We start from the raw sequence: 22,206 nt of genomic DNA on the forward strand, positions 1-22,206 counted from the left end.
GTCAGCGCGTCGGATATGAGAAGAAGCGGTGAGAGATGACCGCAAAGCCCAGCATCAACAGCCAGGAGATCGCGAGATAGAGGAAGGTGACCGAGAAATAGACCTCGAAACTACGGAATGTGTCGCTTTCGATGCGCTGGGCAACCGACGTCAATTCGTAAGCCGATACCGCCGAACAGATCGAAGAGGTCAGCGTCAGCATGATGAACTGCCCCGTCAGCGAGGGGTAGATCGCGCGAAGCGCTGGCTTGAGCACGATGAAGCGGAACACCTGCCCTTTGTGCAGTCCGAGCGCGTAGCCGGCCTCCACCTGCCCCTTGTGAATGGATTGCACCCCGCCGCGGATGATCTCGATGGCGTAGGCGCCGCCATTGACACCGAGTGCGATAATGGCCGTGGCAGTCGGATTGAGCTTCAATCCGATGAGCGGCAGGGCGAAGAACAGAAAGAAGATCTGTACCAGGAAAGGTGTATTGCGGACGATCTCGACGAATCCGATCACGAAAGCACGCAACCAGGCCGCCTTCGAATCGCGTGCCGCGACGCCGGCGACTCCGATGATCATCGCGAGCGTCATGCCGGCAAGCGCCAAGCCCAACGTACCCACGCATCCCCACAGCAGCGCGGGCATAGCCTGCCAAACCACCGAGAAATCGAGCGTGTAGCCCATCTTGCGTTTCCTCTCGGGCGTTGTACCTGCCGCTCGCCCATCGGCCTGACGTCACCCTCCCAGGGATGCAAAAGTGGCGAAGAAGACGTCTGGATCAGGTGAGATGCCCGTGAACAGGCGAAATGCCTCGGTCCCCTGGAAGATCGCCATGCCGCCGCCATCGACGGTGCGGCAGCCCAGGGTACGCGCCGCGCGCAGCAGTGCGGTTTCCAGCGGGAAATAGACGATCTCGGCGACCCACAGATCGCGACGCAGCAAGGCCGTCGGCAGCGGCGTGCCCGGATACTTGTCCATGCCGATCGGCGTCGCGTTGACAATTCCGTCGGCGGCAGCGACGGCCGCCGCGACATCCTGGCCCACCCTCAAGCGCCCTTCCGCAAATCGGGGGGACAAGCTATCCACCAAACGCTGCGCTTTGGCTAAGTCGACGTCGGTGATGGTCAGTTCCTGCACGCCGAGCTTCATGAGCGCGAAAGCAACTGCCGCGCCTGCGCCACCGGCGCCGAATTGGATGACACGCCCCAGCGACGCACCCTGCATGTTGCGGCGAAAATTCTCGGCGAAGCCGAACCAGTCGGTGTTGTGGCCGGTCATTCGACCGTTCCTGATGACCACGGTGTTCACGGCGCCAAGCGCCTCCGCGTCGGGCGAAAGTTCGTCCAGGAGCGGAAGAATTGCCTGCTTGCAGGGATGGGTCACGTTCAGCCCGTCAAAGCCCATCCGCTTTGCGGCCGTGAGCAAGTCCGGCAGCGCTTCGGCACCAAGTTTCAACTCAGTCAGATCGATCTTCTTGTAGAGATAGCGGATGCCCGCTGCGTCAGCGGCCGCTTCATGCATGGGCGGGGTGCGGGACGCAGCGATGCCGCTGCCGATCAGACCGACGAGAAAGCTGGATTTGGGATGCATGCCCGGCATCGCGCGTCAGCTCAAGGGGACGGTCAGTTCGGCGATGACCTGAGCCGTGCTCGGTCGAACGCCACGCCACCAGGCAAAAGCTTCCGCCGCCTGTTCCACCAACATGCCGACGCCATCCGCCAGCTTGGTTACGCCTTCGACGCGGGCCGCTTGCAGAAAGGGAGTGAGCCCCTTGCCGTAGGCGAGCTCGTACGCCAGCTCAGCACCGCGGAAGACATTGCCTGGAAGCGGCGGCATCTCACCGCGCAGGCTGGCCGAGGTCGCATTGACCACGACGTCGTAGCCCTCGGCGAGATCGGCGAGTTCAGCGTAGCCGCTGACGATCAGCGGACCACAACCGGCAAACTCTTCGGCCAATGCCACGGCCTTCGATAAGGTACGGTTGACGAGAACCAACTCGGACGGCTCTTGGCGCAGGAACGGCAGCAGCGCGCCACGCGCTGCGCCCCCGGCACCGAGCATCAGGACGCGCCGGCCGGCCATCTTGACGCCGAGATTGATGGTGATGTCTCGCACGAGGCCTATCCCGTCGAAATTCTCGGCAATGATCCGATCGCCCTCGAACTTCAGGCAGTTTGCGGCGCCAGCTCGGTCGGCGCTCTCTGAAAGTTCGTTTGCGTAAGCGAAAGCATCGAGCTTGAACGGGGCCGTGATGTTCAGCCCCTTGGCGCCCTCGGTCCGGAATTGACCAACTCGTGCGTTGAAGCCATCGAGTGGGGCCTCGATCGCCTCATAGACAACGTCCTGTCCCGTCATCTTGGCGAAAGTACTGTGGATGAGGGGTGATTTGCTAAAGCCGATCGGATTGCCGATCACCGCGTAACGATCGCTCATGGCTCACTCCTGCATCGCGGCTTCGTTGTAGAGGACGCCGTCGCGCACCATCGCCTCAATGAGCTCGGCCGAGAGTCCCAGCGACTCTGCAATGCGGCGATTGTCCTGGCCGAGCAGCGGGGCCGGAATCCGCACCGTGGTGTCGCAGTCGGAGAAGCGGAACGGCAGGTCCGGCAACGTCACCTTGCCTAGGACAGGATGCTCCTGCTCGACCAGCATGCCGCGCGCATGGATCTGCGGATCCTTCACGACCTCTTCGATGGTCTGCACGGGAGCGGACGGCACACCTGCTGCCTCAAGTGCCGCAAGACAGGCGTCCCGAGATGGTTGCGACTGCGTCCAGGTGCGCACGATCTCCATCGCTTCAGCATAATGGGCGTTGCGCGCAGCAGGCGTAGTGAAGCGTTCGTCGGATGCCAACGTGTCTCCCCCGATCATGCTGGCCAATCGCCGCCACGCATCATCAACTTGCGCGGCGATGACGAGATTGCCGTCCCTGGCCGGAAAGACGCCGTAGACGGTCGAGTCTGGCTGTCCGCTTCCAGTCTGCTTCGGCAGGTCGGTACCGCCGGAAAGGAAGTAGCGCTGCACCGCATAGTCGTGCATCGAAACCATGCAATCGTACAGCGCCAGATCGATGTGTTGACCGCGCCGGGACGACGCGCGGCCGACCAGCGCGGCATTGATGGCAGCCACGCCGTGAATGCCGGTGTACATGTCGGCCAATGGCATGCGCAGCAGCGGCGGCGCTTCACTGGGATTACCCAGTTGCGCCAGAGCGCCCGACATCGCCTCTGCGATCAGGCCGAAGCCCGGACGGTCGGCATAGGGACCGGTGTGACCATAGGCGGAGACCGAACAGTAGATCAGTTTGGGATTGCGCGCCGACAGCGCCTTGTAGCCGAGCCCGAGTCGATCAAGGGCGCCGGGGCGGTAGTTCTCGATGAAGATATCGGCTGTCTCGACCAGCTTCATCATCATGTCGAGGCCACGCCTGTCGCGCAGGTCGATGCACAACCCCTGCTTGCCCATGTTCTGCTGCAGGAAGTAGCCGGATTGTCCGTCCTTGAAATAGCCATGGGCGCGGCCCGCATCGCCTTCCCTGGGACGCTCCACCTTGATGACTTCCGCACCCATCGCGGCGAGGCAGCGGCCCATGAACGGGCCCGCCAGGAAATGGCTGTAGTCGATGACGCGAATGCCTTTGAGCGGCAGATCTTGCGCGGTCATGCCTGCTCTCCCGCGGCGCTGGTCTTCGGGCGCATCGGGATCATCAGCCGGTGCTCGCCGAGCTGCACCACTTCGCCGCGCTGATTGATCAGCTCCGAGGGCAGCACCACGATGCCCCACCCATCACGCTTGGTGGTGCGTATCGAGCCAACGCGGAACTTGACGTGCACGGAGTCGCCGAGCTTGATCGGCAATTTGAAGTCCCACGTCCAGCCCAGTGACATTCCGGGAAGGAATCGGTAGTCGGCGCGGGTCTTCAGACCGTCGGCCAGCGACAGACCAAACAGCCCGTGCGCGACGCGTGTACCGAATGGTGTGGTCTTGGCGTATTCCTCGTCGACATGGACGGGCGTGAAATCGCCCGTTAGCTCGGCGTAGGCATTCACCATTGCTTCGGTGACCGTTACCGAAGAGGTAACGCATTCGTCGCCGACCTTGGCATCGTCCCAGTAGCGCTCATCCGTCATGTCGCGTGTTCCTCAGGCCCGTGGATTGATCGCCAGCGCCGCTTCCACGGCACCCACACTGGCTTGCAAGATTTCGACGTTCAGGCCGCCGGGCAGCTCGAGCCAGTTCGGGCCAGCGGGCAGTGCTTTGGCGCCCCACGCGGCGGCACGGGCGAGCACACCTTCGTAATCGTCGACCATGATGCCGAGATGGGCGAGACGGCCCTCCGGTCCGACGAAGTTCGGATCCTCGATGAGCTGCACGCTTCCGAGCACCCATACCTGACGCGGGCGCGGGCCATCGGCGGGTTGCTCGTCGCGGATGGTGAGACCAAGCACCTTGCGAAAGAAGTCGGCGTGACGATCCACGTCCGGCACGCGAATCGCGACGTGCTCGACATAAGCGCGGGGCAACGACATCGTCTCAGGCCTTTCCTGGATAATCGCTGCGGGCGTATTCGAGCCCTTTGATCAACGCGACGAGGGTCGAATTGACGGGGGTCGGGACATTGAACTTGGCGCCCCAACGCACGACCGAGCCGTGAATGTAATCGACCTCGGTCAGATTGCCGGACTGCAAGCTCTGCAACATCGAGGTCTTGAACTCGGGCGGCAGCCCAGCGGACGCCATCGTCCAAGCGCGCCGAGGGTCGGCAATCGAGATCTTGACGCCGGCGGCCTGCGCGACGGCGATGCCCTCCGAGATTGCGGCCAGCGCACACTCTTCCAGGACGGGCAGTGAATACAGGCCGCCATAGGTCAGCCCGGTAACGGCGGTAATTCCCCCACCGGCGACGTTGACGAACAACTTGTCCCACATCGTGCCCAGGATGTTGTCGCTGAGCAGCGTGAGAATGCCGGCACGATTGAACGTCTCGGAAATCCGCTGTGCGCGTTCCGTCACGCGTCCATCGATTTCGCCGATGATGGTTTCCTTGCCGACTACTCCGGAGCGAACATGACCGGGGCCAAGCAGCACGCCGCCAACGTAGGTCTTGCCTGCCATGACCCGGTCACCACCAACTTCCTCCGAAAGGATGTCCTCGTGCCCAAGACCGTTTTGAAGCGACATCACGACCGTGCGCGCCCCGATGATCGGCGCTGCCGCCCGGATAGCTTCCCGCGTGTGGTAGGATTTGACGAGGACGATGACGAGGTCCGCCACCATGCCGACCTCGGCCGCGGAGGTGCACGCAGAGAGCTTTACAGTGGCCTCAGCGCCACCCTCGAGCATCCGCAAACCGCTGGCATTAATCGCGTCGACATGAGCCTGAAACGGATCGATCAACCAAACCTCGGCACCGCCGCGTGCCAGCGTGCCGCCGATGGTCGAGCCCAAGGCCCCCGCTCCGATAAAGCAGATCCTCATCCGAACGTTTCTCCAGCGCCTTTTTGGCGTTGGAGGCGTGGTAGCAGTCCGCCCTTTATTCGGATATGCTATGATTCTTATATTCATTATTGTAGATCGCAATGAAGCACCGGGACCTCTCCGAGACGAACCTGCTCGACCCGCGCCTGCTCCGGCTGTTTGACGCCTTGTTCACCACGGGCAGCGTCACCAAAGCGGCTGAAAAGCTCGGTCAAAGCCAGCCGACCATTTCGATCTGGCTGGCACGCCTGCGAAAGGAACTCGACGATCCGCTCTTCATCCGGTCGGCGGGGGGGATGCTGCCGACTCCGCGCGCCGAGGCTCTCATCGGCACGGTCAGACAAGCGTTGGAGATGCTGCGCCGTCTGGCTGAGCTTCGCCCTGAGTTTGATCCGGCGACCGCAAAGCGCCGCTTCGTCATCTGCATGACGGATGCGAGCCACATCACGCTGCTTCCCGCCATCCTCGCTCACGTTCGTCGTGTTGCTCCGGGCATCCGCATTGAAGCAGCACAGATCGGCGCGGACACCCCACGAATGCTGCAATCCGGCGAAGCCGATCTGGCGCTCGGCTACATCTCGGATCTCGATTCGGGTCACTTCCAGCAGGCGCTGTTTCCGCAGGATTGGGTCTGCCTAGCGAACGCAAAACATGTTCGGATCGGCGACCGCATCACCGCAAAGGATTTCAGGCGTGAGGCGCACGTCCTCATTCGTTCCGGCACCGGACATCAATTGCTCGCCGACGCGCTGAAGGAGCAGCAGATAGTCCTTGATGTCGCGCTTGAGCTGCCCGGCTTCTTGGGGCTACCCGCAATCGTCGGGACGACTGACCTGATCGCCACTCTTCCAAGGCACATTGGCGAAACGCTGGCGCACTATTACGGACTGCGCGTGCTCGAATGCCCGCTGGCGATCGCCGGCTTTACGGTGAAGCAATATTGGCACGCCCGCTTCCATCACGACCCGGCAAGCCAATGGCTGCGTGGCGTGTGCAGTGAGCTCTTTCAACAGCAGGAAGTGAGAGGCCTCCATCGTTCCGGTCGGCCAAGGAAACGAAGGCCACGCGATTTGCGGTCGTAATGGTCCCCGGCAGCGGGGCAACAACCGCCCCCCGAGTCCGCGGCTAGGCGGACTGCGGCACGGCTGCAATTCCGCACAAGCGCATCTCGACCGGTTGTCCGCTTCGTTCGCCGTAGCACCCTATTCTACGATGAGGGCAAAACAGACCTGCCCGAGCGGCTTCCGCAGTATATGTTCGGTTGGAAGCCTCGGATAAGCCAGCATGGCCACGCCGTTTAGTTCGTTCTGGACCGAGCCATAGAATCTGTTTTTCCAAACGCGCCCAAAAGACCTGATTGGGATGAAACTGCTTACCGAATGAACTCAACAGCTTGAGCGCTGGCTGGGGCGGGAGGGATCGAACCTCCGAATGGCGGAATCAAAATCCGCTGCCTTACCGCTTGGCTACGCCCCATCAGGCGACGAGGGGAACGGGGAAGCACCAGCTACCGCAGATTCCCTCTGGTCGCAGCCGGTCTATAGGGAGCGGCGCGGCATTTCAACCGCCTGGAGGGGCAAAATACCGCGGGCCGCCGGGATCGGTCGCACCACACCTTATTATGGGCATTATGGGCCCGGACGAGAGCCCGGTGCGGTACCGTATCGCGGCCATTGAGACCTGCGGCGTTTCATGGGAATACGACACCAAACCTGTCTTCGGGAGTGAGCCATGACCTACCGCGCGCCGATCTCTGACATGCTGCTGTCGCTCAACCACGGCGCCGGCCTCAAGGCCGCCGTGGAAGCCGGCCATTATGGCGAATTCGACGGTGATATCGTCGCGGCCGTGTTGGAGGAAGCCGGCAAATTCGCAACCGATGTGCTGGCTCCGCTCAACAAGGTCGGCGACGAGCACGGCATCAAGCTTGACGACGGCAAGGTCACGACCGCGCCCGGCTGGCCGGATGCCTACAAGCGCTGGATCGACGGCGGCTGGAACGCGGTGTCAGGGCCGGAAGATTTCGGCGGCCAGGGCCTGCCGATGGCGATCAACGCCGCCTGCACCGAGATCTGGAGTGCCGCCAACGTCGCCTTCGGCCTCTGCCCGCTGCTGACGGCCTCCGCCATCGAGGCGCTGGATGCGCATGGCAGCGACGAGCTGAAAAAGATCTACCTGGAGAAGCTCGTCACCGGCGAATGGACCGGCACGATGCAGCTGACCGAGTCGCAGGCCGGCTCCGATGTCGGCGCGCTGCGCACCCGCGCCGAGAAGCAGGCCGACGGCACCTATCGCATCAAGGGGACGAAAATCTTCATCACCTATGGCGAGCACGACATGACCGACAATATCGTGCATTTCGTGCTGGCGCGTCTACCCGATGCGCCTGAGGGCACCAAGGGGATCTCGCTCTTCCTCGTGCCGAAATTCATGGTCAATGCCGACGGCTCGCTGGGGCAGCGCAACGACATCTTCGCCAGCGGCGTCGAACACAAGCTCGGCATGCACGCCTCGCCGACCTGCACCATGACCATGGGCGATCATGGCGGCGCGATCGGATTCCTGATCGGCGAAGAAAACCAGGGCATGCGCTGCATGTTCACGATGATGAACCAGGCCCGCCTCGGCGTCGGCCTGGAGGGCGTCGGCGTCGCCGATCGCGCCTATCAGCTGGCGCTGTCTTATGCGCAGGAGCGCAAGCAAGGCCGCGCCGTCGGCAAGAAGGGCGCCGGGTCGGATGCGATCTTCGTGCATCCCGACGTCAAGCGCATGCTGATGCGGATGCGGGCGCAGACGGCGGCCGCGCGCACCATCTGCTATGCGACCGCGGTCGCGCTCGACGTCTCCATGCGCGCCAAGGATCCCAAGGTTCGCGCCGATGCGGCCGCACGCGCGGCACTGCTGACGCCGATGGCAAAAGGCTATTCCACCGACATCGGCAACGAGGTCGCCTATCTCGGCGTGCAGGTGCATGGCGGCATGGGTTTCATCGAGGAGACCGGCGCCGCGCAGCATTATCGCGATGCGCGCATCACCGCGATCTACGAGGGCACCAACGGCATTCAGGCGATCGACCTCGTCACGCGCAAGCTTGCCGCCAATGGCGGCGCTTCGGTGTGGGCGCTGATCGACGAGCTTTCCGCCACGGTCAAGCAGGTCGAGGCCTCCAACGATCCCGCCTTCGGCACTACGGGCGTGAAGCTGCGCGAGGCGCTGGAGGCTTTGAGGCGCACCAGCAAGTGGCTGCTCGAACGCGTCACGTCAGCGCCGAACGAGGCGCTCGCGGGCGCCACGCCCTATCTGCAGCAGTTCGGCGCGACGCTCGGTGGCTGCATGCTGGCCTCCGAGGCGCTCGCCGCGAAGGCCGACGGCAACGCCGAGGCGGCGCGCTACGTCTCGCTCGCGCGCTTCTTCGCCGAGAACATCACCGTGCAGGCAGGCGCGCTGGAGCGAACCGTGACGGAAAGCGCGGAGTCGGTCGCGGCGGCGGATGCGGTGTTGTTGGGGTAAGGGGCGGCCTGCCGCCAACCCGTCATCCTGAGGTGTGAGGTTTGAGATGCGCAAGCATCGCAAGCCGAGCCTCGAAGGATGAACGGCCGGGATCCAGCGTGGCCGTCGCCCTTCGAGGCCTACGCTTGGCTCCGGCACCTCAGGGTGACGGTGACAGATTTCGCTTCTCGGTCCCTCTCCCCGGCCGCCACAGCACGACGCCGGCGGCGACGATATCGAGCACCACGCACATCGCAAACGCCATCGTGTAGTCGCCGCTCACGCTGCGCACGAGGCCGACGATGCCGGGGCCAAAGGCGCTGACGATGCCGCTGATCGACGTCCCCAGCCCCATCGCGGCCGCAAAGGCCGTGCTGCCGATCTCGCGCTGGATGATCAAGGGTGGAAACGTGATCATGTTGCCGATCGAGAAGCCGTAGGCCGCACAGCATGCCAGCAGCACGCTCGGGCTCTGGCTTTGCAGAAGGACCAGCAGCGCGGCCGCCTGGCTCGTCATTGACGCCGCACAGGCAAGCCGCGGATCGAGCCGGTCGACGAACAGGCCGAGCGACAGCCGTCCGACCACCGCCATCGCCGCCATGATGGTCACCGCGAGGCCCGCGCTGGCGCGGCCGATCAGCGGCTCGAGAAACGTCACCTGATGGATGATGAATCCCATCTGCGCCAGCAGCGCAATCGCGATCGGCAGCACCATGGTCCAGAACTGTGCGTTGGTGAGCAGCGCCCGGCGCGAATGACGCGCGTCATTGCCGCCGGAGGCGCCTGCTGCCGATTTCAGCGACGTATCGACTGGCCACCCGGTAAAAACGACAACCACCGGCAACACCAGTACCACCATCACGACGGTGGCCCCCAGCATGGCCGAGCGGAAGCCGATGCTTCCGCTCAGCGCCAGCAGCACCGGAACGAGAACGATGCCGCCGCAGGTGGCGCCATTGAAGGCAAGGCTGAGCGCAAGCCCTCGCCGCCGCTCGAACCAGGAATTGAGCACGGTCGCAATCACCACGGTGCCCATCCCAGTCCAGCCGACCGACATCAGCGCATAAGCGAGATAGAGCTGCCAGGGCGCCTGCATCAGTCCCAGCAGCGCCGTAGAAGCGCCAAGCGCGGTCAGCCCGCACAGGATCAACGCCCGGAGCCCGATCCGGGCGAGCAGATCATCGGTGAAGATGACGAGAATGGAGGTCAGCAGGAACGAGAAGGTGCTGGTCCCGGATACCAGCGTGCCCGGCCAGCCGTGGGCGCGCTGGAGCTCGGCAAGATAGACGCCCTGCCCGTACAGGCCGAAGCCGAACATGAAGAAGGCCATCAAGAAACAGGCCAGCACCACGCGCCAGCCACGATAATGCAGCGAGGATTCGTCAACGCCCGTTGCGGCAATCATCGATCAAGTATTGGCTTAATGGAACGAGACGGACAATCGTGCCGCACAACTCCCGGTTTTTCAAATGAAACATTGTAGCCAATTGTTGCAACGCGCAAAACGCCGCAAGATATCTGATGAAGCTTCGCATCACGGTTCCCCGGACAAATGCGACCATCGGACGGGGCATCATGGCCGAAATGGTTGAATCGTAGCATTGGCACGTCTGCGGGATCATGTAGGCTAAGTCTCGCAAGACTCGCCGCCGGCAGACGCCGCGGCGGCCGCAGGGAGTGCTCATGCCGAACGGCAACATCATCGTCACCGACGAACGGGCCACGCGCGTCATCACCTTGCGCCGTCCGGGAAAGAAGAACGCGATCACCCAGGACATGTATCGCGAGATGAGCCGCGCGATCGACACCGCACAGAACAATCCCGACATCCGCTGCATGATCATCACCGGCGGCTCCGGCGTGTTCACGGCCGGCGACGACATCGACGATTTCACGAAGGCCGACGCTTCGCGTCCCGAGACGCTGTCGGATGGTGCCAAATTCCTCTATTCGCTGGCGCTCAACGTCAAGCCGATCATCGCGGCCGTCGACGGCGCATCGATCGGCATGGGCACCGTGATGCTGTTTCACTGCGACTACGTGCTCGCCTCCAACGCCGCAACCTTCTCGGCGCCGTACATCAATCTCGGGCTCGTTCCGGTCGGCGCCGCCAGCCTCTTGATGCCGAGCACCATGGGCTACCAGCGCGCCTTCGCCATGCTGGTGATGGGACGCAGCTTCACCGCCGCCGAGGCCCACGCCGCCGGCTTCGTCAACACTGTCGTGTCGCCGGGGCATACCGAGGTCGAGGCCCGCAAGGTGGCGCGCGATATCTGCCGCCTGCCAGCCGAAGCGGTCGCAACCTCGCGCAAGCTGCTACGCAGGCCGCCGGAAGAGCTCACCCGGCGCATTGACCAGGAAGGCCATCTGTTCGGCGAGCGGCTGAAATCGGATGAGGCGGTCGCCGCGTTCAATGCGTTTGCGAACAGGAAGAAGCGGTAGGGCTGTCCAGCGCCTCATCCATCCGTCGTCATTCCGGGGCGCGTAGCGCGAGCTATGGTGCGCAATTGCGCACCATAGCTCGCGACTTCGTCGCGCCCCAGAATGACGGCAAGATGCTTCGTGAAATCTTCGCGCGGAACGACTAATCTTGTTCTATGCGACATCTTCTACGCCTGATCAGCTTCGCCTTCGCCCTCGCACTCCCCACCCTGCCAGCCGCGGCCCAGACCGCGGCCCCCGTCGAGCTGCGCATTCTCGCGATCAACGATCTTCACGGCAATCTCCGTCCGCCGCCAGGCGGCATCCGCATCAATGACCCTGAAGACAAGACCAAGAAAGTGACGGTGGCCGCCGGCGGCGCCGAGTACATGGCGACGCTGGTCAAGCAATTGAGCGAGGGGCACAAGAACACCATCTTTGTCGCGGCCGGAGATCTGATCGGGGCAAGCCCGTTGTTGTCGGCGATGTTTCACGACGAGCCGTCGATCGAGTCGCTCTCGATGATGGGGCTTGCGATCACCTCGGTCGGCAATCACGAATTCGACGAGGGCAAGACCGAGCTGCTCAGGATGCAGAATGGCGGTTGCCATCCGGAAGATGGCTGTCAGGGACCGCATCCCTTCACGGGTGCGAAATTCCACTATCTGGCGGCCTCAACCGTCGAGGCTGCCACCGGCAAAAGCATCTTGCCGCCCTACGAGATCAGGGAGTTCGAAGGTATCCCCGTCGCCTTCATCGGGCTGACCTTGAAGGAGACCGCAGGCATCGTCTCGCCCAAGGGCATCGCGGGCCTCGAATTCCGCGACGAGGCCGAGACCGTGAACGCGCTGGTGCCGCAGTTGAAGGCAAAAGGCGTCGAGGCCATCGTGGTACTGATCCACCAGGGTGGTGAGCCCTCAGGCGACTACAATGAATGTCCTGCCATCACCGGACCGATCGTCGATATCGTGAAAAAGTTCGACCGTGCGGTTGATGTCGTCATCAGCGGCCACACCCATCGCGCTTATGTCTGCGATATTGACGGCCGGCTGGTGACCAGTGGCGACAAATACGGCACGCTGGTCACCGCGATCGACCTCAAGCTCGATCCCGTAACCCGTGACATCGTCGGGGCCAGGGGCGAGAACATCATCGTCGCCAACGCTTCGCTGGCCAGGGATCCCGAGCAGACCGCGCTGATCGACGCCTACGACAAACTTTCAGCACCGATCGCCAATCGTCCGGCCGGATCGGTGACGCAGGCACTCTCGCGCCTTCCGAACGAGGCCGGCGAGAGTGCACTCGGCGACGTCATCGCGGATGCCCAGCTGGCCGCAACGAAGGATGCCAAGGATGGCAGCGCTGTCATCGCGCTCACCAATCCCGGCGGCATCCGCACCGACATCGTCCCGAAGGAAAACGGCGCGGTGTCCTATGGCGAGATATTCGCGAGTCAGCCGTTCCGCAACCGCCTCGTCACCATGACGCTGACAGGCAGCCAGCTGAAGGACGTGCTCGAGCAGCAATGGCTCGATCCGAAGCGGCCTCGGATCCTCCAGGTATCGAGCGGGTTCAGCTACACCTGGGATGCATCGAAGACGATCGGCGAGCGCGTCGTGGCCGACAAGATGACGCTCAACGGCAGGCCGATCGAGCCGGCGACCGGCTATCGTGTCACCCTCAATGATTACCTCGCCGTCGGCGGCGACGGTTTTACCATCGCCAGGCAGGGCGCCTCGCCGCAATATGGCGGCTACGACGCCGATGCGCTGTTCGCCTTCTTTAAGGCGCATGGTCCGATCGGTCCGTTGCCGCCGACCCGCATCCTGCGCGTCAATTGATCCGGATCAAACGGGCCGTCGCGGGACGACCCTTTGCCAATTGCTGCGGAACGCATAGATTGGGTTTTGCATTGCGTTTTGGCGCCGGATGCGCCAAGCGACGTCGAGAGTTCGTTCCCCGTGAGGCCGACCTGATGAGCACGCTTCTTCTTTCCCACAAGGCCTGCCTCGACCACGTCACGCCGCCGGGACATCCCGAGCGCCCGGACCGCCTGCGCGCGGTCGAGGAAGCGCTGTCACACGAGCGTTTCCAGTTCCTGGTGCGCGATCTGGCACCGGAGGGCGATCTCGATCTCGTCACGCTGTGCCACAACGAGCATTACGTCACCGAGCTACGCCACATCGCGCCGACCAGCGGCCAGGTCTATCTCGACGGCGACACCTCGATGTCCCCCGGCACGTGGGAAGCGGTGATGCGCGGCGTCGGCGGCGCAGTGGCCGCAACCGAAGCGGTGATGAACGGCGAGCACCGCAACGCCTTCGTCGCGGTGCGCCCGCCGGGCCATCACGCCGAGATCGGCAAGCCGATGGGCTTCTGCTTCTTCGACAATGTCGCGATCGCCGCGCGCCACGCGCAGCGCAAATACGGCATCAAGCGCGCGGCCATCGTCGATTTCGACGTGCATCACGGCAACGGCACCCAGGACATCTTCTGGTCCGACCCGACCGTGATGTACTGCTCGACCCACCAGATGCCGCTGTTTCCGGGGACCGGTGCCAAGGGCGAGCGTGGCGACCACGACACCATCGTCAATGCGCCGCTGGCCTCGGAAGACGGCGGGCCGGAATTCCGCTCCGCGTTCGAGAATTTGATCCTGCCGCAGCTCGAAAAATTCAGCCCCGAGTTGCTCATCATCTCCGCGGGCTTCGATGCGCATTATCGCGATCCGCTGGCTTCGCTGAATTTGCGCGCCGAGGATTATGCCTGGGTGACGCGCAAGCTGATGGATCTCGCCGACAAGTCCGCCGGGGGGCGCGTTGTTTCCGTGCTCGAAGGCGGCTACGACCTGCAAGGACTGAAAGAATCTGTTACGGCGCATGTCGGCGCCCTGATGGGTGCCTAGACAGGCCCGCCACATTACGCCCGCAAAACTCTGCTGTTTTGCATCAGAAGCGAATCGGGCAATCGGAAACGGATATGGCCGAAAATACCCAAGTCGACGTCTCCAGGCTCACCTTCGAGCGCGCGATCGAGGAACTCGAAACGATCGTGAAACGGCTCGAGGACGGCAAGGTGCCGCTCGAGGAATCCGTCTCGATCTACGAGCGTGGCGAGGCCCTGAAGCGCCGGTGCGAGGAGCTTTTGCGCCAGGCCGAGGCGCGCGTCGACAAGATCACGACGGACGCCAGCGGTCAGGCTGCCGGCACCGCTCCGCTCGACGTGCAGTAGGACGCCGTCCGAAGCTGCCCGTTTCGAGCAACGGCCGCCTGCTCTTTTTCAAGATCGCACGCCGGCCTCTCGCACTCGCGAAGGCCGGTGGCGGTATCAGAATTGAAGATTTTTTTGCCGGCGCCCCTTCGGCCCCGCGAATCCCACTAAAATGTCCGTTCTTTCGCCCGAAATCCTGCCAAGGAACCAGGCAGGATTGGGAACCCCACCCCGGCGCCGCGATTAACCAAATTGGCCCGCCGGTTGCACCTGCATACCCCTAATCGGTCCGGCGGGTTGGCTTTGGCCCAAGCTTTGGTGTAAAGCTGCGCGGAGTGTGGCTTTTTGTTAGCCTTGACGTGGGGACCGATGACCGACGACAAGCGCTTCAAATCGCTAATGAAATTGGCTTGGACGGACGAAGCCGATCTACGTGACAGGGATCACAGAGACTGAACCGGAGCGCACTTAGGCTCACCTAAGCTTGAAGACGGGGCATTGCCCCATGCAGGTGGCTCCGACGGTTTAAGGACTCGCGCTGCGCCGATATTGTGCAAACCCATCGCGCACCGGAATGACCTTCCGGCGCTGAAAAATTGGAAATCGCCGTGAACGCATACAGCAAGACGCCGCTTCTTGACACCATCCGGACACCGGAAGACCTGCGCAAGCTCAAGGTCGAGCAAATTCGCCAGGTCGCCGACGAATTGCGTCAGGAGACCATCGATGCCGTCTCGGTCACCGGCGGTCACTTCGGCGCAGGTCTCGGCGTGGTCGAGCTGACCACCGCGATCCACTATGTCTTCGACACGCCGCGTGACCGGCTGATCTGGGACGTCGGCCATCAGGCCTATCCCCACAAGATCCTCACCGGCCGCCGCGACCGCATCCGCACGCTGCGCACCGGCGGCGGCCTGTCCGGCTTCACCAAGCGCAGCGAGAGCGATTACGATCCGTTCGGCGCGGCGCACTCCTCGACCTCGATCTCGGCCGGCCTCGGCATGGCGGTGGCGCGCGACCTTTCCGGCGGCAAGAACAACGTCATCGCCGTCATCGGCGATGGCTCGATGTCGGCGGGCATGGCCTATGAGGCGATGAACAATGCGGGCGCGATGAACTCCCGCCTGATCGTCATCCTCAACGACAACGACATGTCGATCGCTCCGCCGGTCGGCGCGATGAGCGCCTACCTGTCGCGGCTCTACTCCGGCAAGACCTACCGCACGCTGCGTGAGGCGGCCAAGCAGATCAACAAGCGTCTGCCGAAGATCATCGCCAACCGCGCCAACCGCGTCGAGGAATATTCCCGCGGCTTCATGATGGACGGCGGCACCCTGTTCGAAGAGCTCGGCTTCTATTATGTCGGCCCGATCGACGGTCATAACCTCGACCATCTTCTGCCCGTGCTGAAGAACGTCCGCGACATGGAGACCGGCCCGATCCTGGTCCACGTCGTGACGCAGAAGGGCAAGGGCTACGGTCCGGCGGAAGCCTCCGCCGACAAGTACCATGCCGTCGTCAAGTTCGACGTCGCGACCGGCACCCAGGCCAAGGCCAAGCCGAACGCGCCGGCCTACCAGAACGTGTTCGGCCAGAGCCTCGTCAAGGAAGCGCAGAAGGACGACAAGATCGTCGCCATAACCGCGGCGATGCCATCAGGCACCGGCGTCGATATCTTCAACAAGGCGTTCCCGGACCGCACCTTCGACGTCGGCATCGCCGAGCAGCACGCGGTGACCTTTGCCGCCGGTCTTGCGACCGAAGGCTACAAGCCGTTCTGCGCGATCTACTCGACCTTCCTGCAGCGCGGCTACGACCAAATCGTGCATGACGTCGCGATCCAGAACCTGCCCGTGCGCTTTGCCATCGACCGTGCCGGCCTCGTCGGCGCCGACGGCGCAACGCATGCCGGTTCGTTCGACAACGCCTATCTCGGCTGTCTGCCGAACATGGTGATCATGGCCGCGGCGGACGAGGCTGAACTCGTCCACATGGTGGCGACCCAGGTCGCGATCAACGACCGTCCGAGCTCGCTGCGCTATCCGCGCGGCGAGGGCCGCGGCATCGAGATGCCTGAAGTCGGCATTCCGCTCGAGATCGGCAAGGGCCGCATGATCCGCCAGGGCAACAAGATCGCCCTGCTCTCCTTCGGCACGCGCCTGGCCGAATGCGAGAAGGCGGCCGACGAGCTCGCAGCCCATGGCCTGTCCACCTCGATCGCGGATGCCCGCTTCATGAAGCCGCTGGACACCGAACTGGTGCTCAAGTTGGCCCGCGACCACGATATCCTGATCACGATCGAGGAGGGCTCGATCGGCGGCTTCGGCTCGCATGTCGCGCAGTTCCTGACCGATCAGGGCGTGCTCGACACCGGCATGGTCAAGTTCCGCACAATGGTGCTGCCCGACGTGTTCCAGGACCACGACACGCCGGCGGCGATGTACGCCCGCGCCGGTCTCGACGCCAAGGGCATCGTCGCCAAGGTGTTCGAAGCGCTCGGCAAGGACGCCAAGACCGAGACCGTCAAGCTGGCCTAACCGCTGCCGCCTCGACCTCTCCCGCTTGCGGGAGAGGTCGGCGCAAAGCGATCCAAATTTTCGGCTTTGGTCCATGAAGATTTATCTGGCAGGTCCCGACGTGTTCCTGCCGGATGCGGTTGAGATCGGCCGCAGCAAGGGCGCGATCTGCGCTGCTCACGGCCTCACCGGCCTCTATCCCCTCGACAACATGATCGACCTCACTGCGCCCGACGCCTCGCGGCAGATCTTCTGCGGCAACGAGGCGATGATGGATGAGGCCGATGCCATCATAGCCAACCTCACCCCTTTCCGCGGCGCCGGCGCCGATCCCGGCACCGTCTACGAGCTCGGCTACATGGCCGGCCGCGGCAAGTTTTGTCTGGCCTATTCCAACGATCCCGCCACCTATGCCGACCGCCTCAACCGCTTCATGGACGCGACCTCCGAAGACGGCCGGCTGGTCGATGCGCAAGGGTTGACGGTCGAGGATTTTGGCCTCGTCGACAACCTCATGATGATCCACGCGCTGGAGCTGCATGGCTGCCCGCTGGTGACGCCGGCAGCTCAGCCTGTTGACGTCTGGCACGATCTTGCCGCGTTCGAGACTTGCGTCCGGATGGCGGCCGCGCGATTGATCGCTACATAGCGCTTCAGTCGCCCCGGAGTGATCATGTCCCCTGCCCGCAAGCGCGCAGATATTGTGTTGGTCGAGCGCGGCCTGTTCGAGAGCCGGGCGCGGGCGCGCGCGGCGATTGAGGCCGGGCTCGTCACGGCGGATGACAAGCAGGTCGCCAAGCCATCGGAGACGATCGCCGAGGACGCGGTGATCCAGGCGGAGCCGGCGCATCCCTACGTCTCGCGCGGCGGCGTCAAGCTCGCGGGCGCGCTGGAACGATACCCGATCGAGATCGAGGACCACGTCTGTCTCGACGTCGGCGCGTCCACCGGCGGCTTCACCGAGGTGTTGCTGGCCAACGGGGCGAGCCTGGTGTTTGCGGTGGACGTCGGCACCAGTCAGTTGCACGCCTCGCTGCGCGGTCATCCCAAAATCGTCTCGATGGAGGAGACCGACATCCGCGCCTATGAGGGCAGGCGACTGCCCGTACGGCCCGATGTCGTCGTCATCGACGTCAGCTTCATCTCGCTCAAGACGGTGCTTCCCGTGGCGCTGTCGCTGGCGGCAGCACCGATGAGCCTGCTGGCGCTGATCAAGCCGCAATTCGAAGCAGATCGGAAGCACAACAAGAAGGGCATCGTCCGCGATGCCGCCGTGCACCAGGAGATCTGCGACGACATCGCGGCCTTTGCCGCATCGCTCGGCTGCACCGACATCGAGATATTTCCCTCCTCGATCGCAGGCGGCGACGGCAACATCGAGTTCTTCTTGGGTGCGCGCCGTGGTTGAACGCATCACGATCGATCACGTCGGCCATCGCGGCGACGGCGTCTCGCTGACGACGGGCGAGGCGATCTATGTGCCCTACACGCTTCGAGGCGAGAGCGTCGAGGTCGACCATGTCGCCGGCCATCATCCCGACCGCCGCAAGCTGCTGGCGGTCGACGTCGCGAGCCCGGAGCGCATCGAACCGTTCTGTCCGCATTTCGGCATCTGCGGTGGCTGTGCGATCCAGCACTGGGCGGCGGAGCCCTATCAGGCCTGGAAACGCAACATCGTGGTCGAGACGCTGGCGCAGGCCGGCATTACTTGCGAGGTGGCGCCGCTGATCGATGCCCATGGCGTGGGCCGCAGGCGCGTCACGTTGCACGGCCGCTTCGGTACGCATGATATCCTGAAGGTCGGCTTCTCGGCGGCGAGCTCGCACGACGTGATCCCGATCCACCGCTGCCCGATCCTCGACCCCGCGCTTGAAGGCGCGCTCGACGCCGCTTGGGCGCTCGCCGAGCCGCTGACGTCGAAAATGGCGGTGACGAAGCCGCTCGATATCCAGGTGACCGCCACCGTCAACGGCCTCGATGTCGACGTGCGCGGCTCGGGCCCGCTGCCGACGCCGCTGGTCACCGCGCTGTCGCGCGTCGCCGAGCAGCATCACCTGGCGCGACTGACAAGACATGGCGAACTGGTGCTGCAACGCCTGCCACCGACGGTAAAGATGGGCCGCGCCGAGGTGACGTTGCCGCCGGGATCGTTCCTGCAGGCAACCGTCGCGGGCGAAGAGACTCTGGCAGCGCTCGTTGCTGAACGCCTCGGCAAGGCCAAGGAGGTTGTCGATCTCTTCTGCGGCGTCGGTCCGTTTGCTCTACGGCTTGCGGAGAAGGCGCGCATCACCGCTTATGACAATGATGCCGGTGCCATTGCTGCGCTCGCGAAGGCTGCGCGCACGCCGGGGCTGAAGCCGATCAGGTGCGAGCCGCGCGATCTGTTCCGCCGTCCGCTGGTACCGCCCGAGCTGCGCGACTTCGACGCGGTGGTGTTCGATCCGCCGCGCCAGGGCGCGCAGGCGCAGGCGCTGAAACTCGCCGCGAGCAAGGTGCCGGTCGTGATTGCAGTGTCCTGCAATGTCGCCACCTTCGCCCGTGACGCGCGACTGTTGATTGACGGTGGCTACAAGATCGACGCGGTGGTCCCGGTCGACCAGTTCCGTCACACGCCACATGTGGAATTGGTCGCGCGGTTTACGCGATGAAGCTTCAGCGCCGCAGCTGGCCCAGCGCCGGTGACTCGCCGGGCAGCATGTTCGACCTGATATCGCTGTCCATGCGGCCGCCGTCCTGCTGGGTGAACCCCGCCCCGAACGACAGGCTGAGGTTGGAAGTCGGCTTGAACTCGACGCCCGCAAATGCGCCGTAGCCGGGCGCGGCGCTAGAGGTCAGCGGCGCAACCGAGCTGCCGATACCGTTGCCGTATTTCAGCGTGTCGAATCCGGCAAAGAAGGTCACGGGCGAGCCGCCCGCGGTCTTCATGTTGTAGCCGAACTGCGTGCTGTCGTAGGAGAGCGCGCTGAAATTCCCCGAAGATCCTGCCTGGCTGAAACCGCTCAAGCCGAGACTGCCGCGTTGGCTTCCGACAAAGAAGCCGGGGCGAAAATCGTAGCCACCATTGGCCTCGCCAGCATTGAAGCTTGGAAAGTTGCCGTAGCTCTCAGTGCTGCCGCCATAACCGAAAGCCCCACCCGGAATCCAATACCGCAAGGGCGCGACTTGCGCATGAACCGGCGCTCCGCCGAGGCACAACACCGCGAAGAGAGTTACGAGACCACAGGAGCGCAGAAGGCTGGACATTCACATAACCGTCAGGATAGTGGACGAATTATACGCCGGAGCTCGCCCCAATACCAGCGATGCGATGCCGCCGGTCGCGCCGTCCGGTTCCGGATCACCTCCTTCTGACGCTTTGAACCTCCTCCGTGGCGGATTGACCCATTGAGAGGACGCGTAAGTTCAGGCCTCGGCTTTGACTGCAAAAAGGCTTGGCAAGGTCCGATCACTGCGCGATTGCACAGACCTTTTGAAAATGCCCGACATTGCATGGAGGCTGTCATGGAGGTCAATTCCGACAGGTTGAATGCCTTTATGGGCAAGATGATCACCGAGGTGGGGGCGGCGATGAACGCATCGCTCGTCCTCCTGGGCGACAAGCTCGGGCTCTATCGCGCCCTCGCCGCCAAGGGACCGATGAACTCCGCCGAGCTCGCAAAAGCCACCGGAACGACAGAACGCTACGTCCGCGAATGGCTGGCGAGCCAGGCGGCATCCGGCTACGTCGAATACGATGCCGGTTCAGGAAAGTTCTCAATGCTGCCGGAGCAGGCGATGGCGCTCGCCGACCCGGACAGCCCGGTCTTCCTCGGCGCGGTCGGCAACGTCATTGCCGCAGCGTTTCTCGACGAGCCGAAGATCACGGACGCCTTCAAATCCGGCAAGGGCGTCGGCTGGAACCGGCGCAGCGACTGCCTGTTCTGCGGCACCGCCCGTTTCTTCCGCACCGGCTACATGCATCATCTGGTGCAAGAGTGGCTGCCCGCGCTGGACGGCGTCGTGGACAAGCTGAAGCGCGGTGCCAAGGTCGCCGATGTCGGCTGCGGGCACGGCGTCTCGACACGGCTGATGGCGGAGGCCTTCCCGAATTCGCGCTTCTATGGCTTCGACTATCACGAGGGTTCGATCGAGGCGGCGCGCAAGGCGGCAGCCGAGGCCAAGCTCGGTGATCGCGTGAATTTCGCCGTTCACTCAGCCAAGACCTATCCGGCCGAGAACTATGATCTCGTCTGCTTCTTCGATTGTCTGCACGACATGGGCGATCCCGTCGGCGCCATCAACCACGTACGGCAGACCATGGCAGAGGACGGCACCTGCATGCTGGTCGAGCCGTTCGCTGGCGACCGCCTGGAAGACAATCTCAATCCGGTCGGACGCGTCTATTACGCAGCATCGACCATGATCTGCACGCCGGCCTCGCTCGACCAGGAGGTGGGCCTTGCACTCGGCGCGCAAGCCGGCGAGGCAAGGCTGCGCAAGGTCGCCAGCGAAGGCGGGTTGTCGCGCTTCCGCCGCGCCGCGGAAACACCGTTCAACCTGATCCTGGAGGCACGGATCTGATCTTCACCGGGCGCCGCGGCCGACGTGTCAAGTCGCGGCGTCCGTTCCCCTCCCGAATGTGAGCCGATTGCCGGGCACGTCGCGGCAATAGGCGAGCCTCGCGTCGATGTCGGAGACGACAAGACGGTCGCGGCACCAACCATCATCCGATGCTCGTCGGTCATCGGATTCTCCTTCGCTGCGCTCGCAATGATCGTGTAAAAACAACGTACGCAGCAGGAAAGTCTGTCGCAGATGGCTACGCCGTCCTGTCCACAGACGACGACGAATCCGCCGGTGGATATTTCGTCACCGGCACCGTGAAGGATTTGGTGCCGACCTGGTAGATGATCTTGCCGTTCTGCCCGTCGTTCACGACCTTGGAGCCGACGGCCTGGTTATTGTCCGCCCAATTGCCTTCCAATCGCCCAGCAAAGCGCTCTGGTGATACGTCCGCTCATTGGCGGGCGAAATCTGGTTGGTGCTTTGTGTGACGGTGGCCAGCTTGCTCGGCGAATGCCCCGACGCACTCGCCTGCTTCGAGCATCGGCAGTCGGCGTCAGCCAC

The 22,206-nt window shown here is 63.6% G+C and carries 21 protein-coding genes and 1 tRNA gene; 11 read left to right on the forward strand and 11 right to left on the reverse strand.

Features of this window, described 5'->3' with window-relative positions; all coding sequences use genetic code 11:
* Position 1: 1 nt before the first annotated feature.
* Genes XH89_RS28325 through XH89_RS28355 form a run of 7 tightly spaced genes read right to left on the reverse strand, consistent with a single transcriptional unit; the run spans position 2 to position 5,464 of the window.
* Positions 2-670, reverse strand: coding sequence for an amino acid ABC transporter permease (locus XH89_RS28325; protein ID WP_194463648.1), 669 nt, complete (start codon positions 668-670; stop codon positions 2-4).
* A 51-nt stretch (positions 671-721) separates the two neighbouring features.
* Complete coding sequence (locus XH89_RS28330) at positions 722-1,576, reverse strand: shikimate dehydrogenase (RefSeq protein ID WP_194463649.1); 855 nt, start codon at positions 1,574-1,576, stop codon at positions 722-724.
* 15 nt (positions 1,577-1,591) lie between these two features.
* The gene (aroE, locus tag XH89_RS28335; protein WP_194463650.1) at positions 1,592-2,419 is read right to left on the reverse strand and encodes a shikimate dehydrogenase; all 828 of its coding nucleotides are present in this window, start codon (positions 2,417-2,419) and stop codon (positions 1,592-1,594) included.
* Positions 2,420-2,422: 3 nt separating this feature from the next.
* Entirely contained in the window at positions 2,423-3,649 is a 1,227-nt protein-coding gene (locus XH89_RS28340; RefSeq protein ID WP_194463651.1) for a CaiB/BaiF CoA-transferase family protein, read from the reverse strand.
* Entirely contained in the window at positions 3,646-4,116 is a 471-nt protein-coding gene (locus XH89_RS28345) for a MaoC/PaaZ C-terminal domain-containing protein (protein ID WP_194463652.1), read from the reverse strand. The genes XH89_RS28340 and XH89_RS28345 overlap by 4 nt, the downstream gene beginning before the upstream one ends.
* Before the next feature lie 12 nt (positions 4,117-4,128).
* Positions 4,129-4,515 (reverse strand): VOC family protein, encoded by a 387-nt coding sequence (locus XH89_RS28350; RefSeq protein ID WP_194463653.1) that lies wholly within the window; start codon positions 4,513-4,515, stop codon positions 4,129-4,131.
* Between the two features lie 4 nt (positions 4,516-4,519).
* Entirely contained in the window at positions 4,520-5,464 is a 945-nt protein-coding gene (locus XH89_RS28355; protein ID WP_194463654.1) for a ketopantoate reductase family protein, read from the reverse strand.
* Positions 5,465-5,565: 101 nt separating this feature from the next.
* On the opposite strand from XH89_RS28355, the gene XH89_RS28360 reads away from it, so the two are divergent.
* Positions 5,566-6,546, forward strand: coding sequence for a LysR family transcriptional regulator (locus tag XH89_RS28360; RefSeq protein ID WP_194463655.1), 981 nt, complete (start codon positions 5,566-5,568; stop codon positions 6,544-6,546).
* Between the two features lie 319 nt (positions 6,547-6,865).
* On the opposite strand, the gene XH89_RS28365 is transcribed toward XH89_RS28360, so the two are convergent.
* Positions 6,866-6,940: transfer RNA gene (locus XH89_RS28365), tRNA-Gln, on the reverse strand.
* Between the two features lie 255 nt (positions 6,941-7,195).
* On the opposite strand from XH89_RS28365, the gene XH89_RS28370 reads away from it, so the two are divergent.
* Complete coding sequence (locus XH89_RS28370; RefSeq protein WP_194463656.1) at positions 7,196-8,974, forward strand: acyl-CoA dehydrogenase; 1,779 nt, start codon at positions 7,196-7,198, stop codon at positions 8,972-8,974.
* A gap of 139 nt (positions 8,975-9,113) precedes the next feature.
* Here the strand turns inward: XH89_RS28370 and XH89_RS28375 are convergent, their stop codons facing one another.
* Positions 9,114-10,358, reverse strand: a complete 1,245-nt coding sequence (locus tag XH89_RS28375; RefSeq protein WP_194463657.1) for an MFS transporter — start codon at positions 10,356-10,358, stop codon at positions 9,114-9,116.
* Between the two features lie 278 nt (positions 10,359-10,636).
* Here XH89_RS28375 and XH89_RS28380 point away from each other — a divergent pair, with 278 nt between their 5' ends.
* The 8 genes from XH89_RS28380 to XH89_RS28415 all read left to right on the forward strand — a co-directional run bounded on the left by XH89_RS28380 (position 10,637) and on the right by XH89_RS28415 (position 19,748).
* Positions 10,637-11,395: an enoyl-CoA hydratase-related protein gene (locus XH89_RS28380; RefSeq protein ID WP_194463658.1), complete on the forward strand. Its 759-nt coding sequence runs from the start codon at positions 10,637-10,639 to the stop codon at positions 11,393-11,395.
* A 155-nt stretch (positions 11,396-11,550) separates the two neighbouring features.
* Positions 11,551-13,215, forward strand: a complete 1,665-nt coding sequence (locus tag XH89_RS28385; RefSeq protein ID WP_194463659.1) for a bifunctional UDP-sugar hydrolase/5'-nucleotidase — start codon at positions 11,551-11,553, stop codon at positions 13,213-13,215.
* 134 nt (positions 13,216-13,349) lie between these two features.
* Positions 13,350-14,279: a histone deacetylase family protein gene (locus XH89_RS28390; RefSeq protein WP_194463660.1), complete on the forward strand. Its 930-nt coding sequence runs from the start codon at positions 13,350-13,352 to the stop codon at positions 14,277-14,279.
* A 74-nt stretch (positions 14,280-14,353) separates the two neighbouring features.
* Positions 14,354-14,605, forward strand: a complete 252-nt coding sequence (locus XH89_RS28395) for an exodeoxyribonuclease VII small subunit (RefSeq protein WP_100179247.1) — start codon at positions 14,354-14,356, stop codon at positions 14,603-14,605.
* Positions 14,606-15,192: 587 nt separating this feature from the next.
* The gene (dxs, locus tag XH89_RS28400) at positions 15,193-17,121 is read left to right on the forward strand and encodes a 1-deoxy-D-xylulose-5-phosphate synthase (protein ID WP_194463661.1); all 1,929 of its coding nucleotides are present in this window, start codon (positions 15,193-15,195) and stop codon (positions 17,119-17,121) included.
* A 73-nt stretch (positions 17,122-17,194) separates the two neighbouring features.
* On the forward strand, positions 17,195-17,749 hold the full coding sequence (locus XH89_RS28405; RefSeq protein ID WP_194463662.1) for a nucleoside 2-deoxyribosyltransferase: 555 nt from the start codon (positions 17,195-17,197) through the stop codon (positions 17,747-17,749).
* A gap of 24 nt (positions 17,750-17,773) precedes the next feature.
* A complete protein-coding gene (locus tag XH89_RS28410; RefSeq protein WP_194463663.1) occupies positions 17,774-18,508 on the forward strand; it encodes a TlyA family RNA methyltransferase in 735 nt (244 codons plus the stop codon).
* Complete coding sequence (locus XH89_RS28415) at positions 18,501-19,748, forward strand: class I SAM-dependent RNA methyltransferase (protein WP_194463664.1); 1,248 nt, start codon at positions 18,501-18,503, stop codon at positions 19,746-19,748. Before XH89_RS28410 ends, XH89_RS28415 begins: the two co-directional genes overlap by 8 nt.
* Before the next feature lie 4 nt (positions 19,749-19,752).
* On the opposite strand, the gene XH89_RS28420 is transcribed toward XH89_RS28415, so the two are convergent.
* The gene (locus tag XH89_RS28420) at positions 19,753-20,343 is read right to left on the reverse strand and encodes a hypothetical protein (RefSeq protein WP_194463665.1); all 591 of its coding nucleotides are present in this window, start codon (positions 20,341-20,343) and stop codon (positions 19,753-19,755) included.
* 258 nt (positions 20,344-20,601) lie between these two features.
* On the opposite strand from XH89_RS28420, the gene XH89_RS28425 reads away from it, so the two are divergent.
* On the forward strand, positions 20,602-21,660 hold the full coding sequence (locus XH89_RS28425; RefSeq protein WP_194463666.1) for a methyltransferase domain-containing protein: 1,059 nt from the start codon (positions 20,602-20,604) through the stop codon (positions 21,658-21,660).
* Positions 21,661-21,898: 238 nt separating this feature from the next.
* Here the strand turns inward: XH89_RS28425 and XH89_RS28430 are convergent, their stop codons facing one another.
* A complete protein-coding gene (locus tag XH89_RS28430) occupies positions 21,899-22,063 on the reverse strand; it encodes a hypothetical protein (protein ID WP_246767639.1) in 165 nt (54 codons plus the stop codon).
* Between the last annotated feature and the right edge of the window lie 143 nt (positions 22,064-22,206).

It is taken from the genome of Bradyrhizobium sp. CCBAU 53340 (assembly GCF_015291645.1).
Classification (GTDB): domain Bacteria; phylum Pseudomonadota; class Alphaproteobacteria; order Rhizobiales; family Xanthobacteraceae; genus Bradyrhizobium.

Coding starts and splice junctions, on each gene's coding strand:
- XH89_RS28325 (WP_194463648.1), bottom strand. CDS start 670: ATGGGCTACACGCTCGATTTCTCGGTGGTTTGGCAGGCTATGCCCGCG.
- XH89_RS28330 (WP_194463649.1), bottom strand. CDS start 1,576: ATGCATCCCAAATCCAGCTTTCTCGTCGGTCTGATCGGCAGCGGCATC.
- aroE (WP_194463650.1), bottom strand. CDS start 2,419: ATGAGCGATCGTTACGCGGTGATCGGCAATCCGATCGGCTTTAGCAAA.
- XH89_RS28340 (WP_194463651.1), bottom strand. CDS start 3,649: ATGACCGCGCAAGATCTGCCGCTCAAAGGCATTCGCGTCATCGACTAC.
- XH89_RS28345 (WP_194463652.1), bottom strand. CDS start 4,116: ATGACGGATGAGCGCTACTGGGACGATGCCAAGGTCGGCGACGAATGC.
- XH89_RS28350 (WP_194463653.1), bottom strand. CDS start 4,515: ATGTCGTTGCCCCGCGCTTATGTCGAGCACGTCGCGATTCGCGTGCCG.
- XH89_RS28355 (WP_194463654.1), bottom strand. CDS start 5,464: ATGAGGATCTGCTTTATCGGAGCGGGGGCCTTGGGCTCGACCATCGGC.
- XH89_RS28360 (WP_194463655.1), top strand. CDS start 5,566: ATGAAGCACCGGGACCTCTCCGAGACGAACCTGCTCGACCCGCGCCTG.
- XH89_RS28370 (WP_194463656.1), top strand. CDS start 7,196: ATGACCTACCGCGCGCCGATCTCTGACATGCTGCTGTCGCTCAACCAC.
- XH89_RS28375 (WP_194463657.1), bottom strand. CDS start 10,358: ATGATTGCCGCAACGGGCGTTGACGAATCCTCGCTGCATTATCGTGGC.
- XH89_RS28380 (WP_194463658.1), top strand. CDS start 10,637: ATGCCGAACGGCAACATCATCGTCACCGACGAACGGGCCACGCGCGTC.
- XH89_RS28385 (WP_194463659.1), top strand. CDS start 11,551: ATGCGACATCTTCTACGCCTGATCAGCTTCGCCTTCGCCCTCGCACTC.
- XH89_RS28390 (WP_194463660.1), top strand. CDS start 13,350: ATGAGCACGCTTCTTCTTTCCCACAAGGCCTGCCTCGACCACGTCACG.
- XH89_RS28395 (WP_100179247.1), top strand. CDS start 14,354: ATGGCCGAAAATACCCAAGTCGACGTCTCCAGGCTCACCTTCGAGCGC.
- XH89_RS28405 (WP_194463662.1), top strand. CDS start 17,195: ATGAAGATTTATCTGGCAGGTCCCGACGTGTTCCTGCCGGATGCGGTT.
- XH89_RS28410 (WP_194463663.1), top strand. CDS start 17,774: ATGTCCCCTGCCCGCAAGCGCGCAGATATTGTGTTGGTCGAGCGCGGC.
- XH89_RS28420 (WP_194463665.1), bottom strand. CDS start 20,343: ATGTCCAGCCTTCTGCGCTCCTGTGGTCTCGTAACTCTCTTCGCGGTG.
- XH89_RS28425 (WP_194463666.1), top strand. CDS start 20,602: ATGGAGGTCAATTCCGACAGGTTGAATGCCTTTATGGGCAAGATGATC.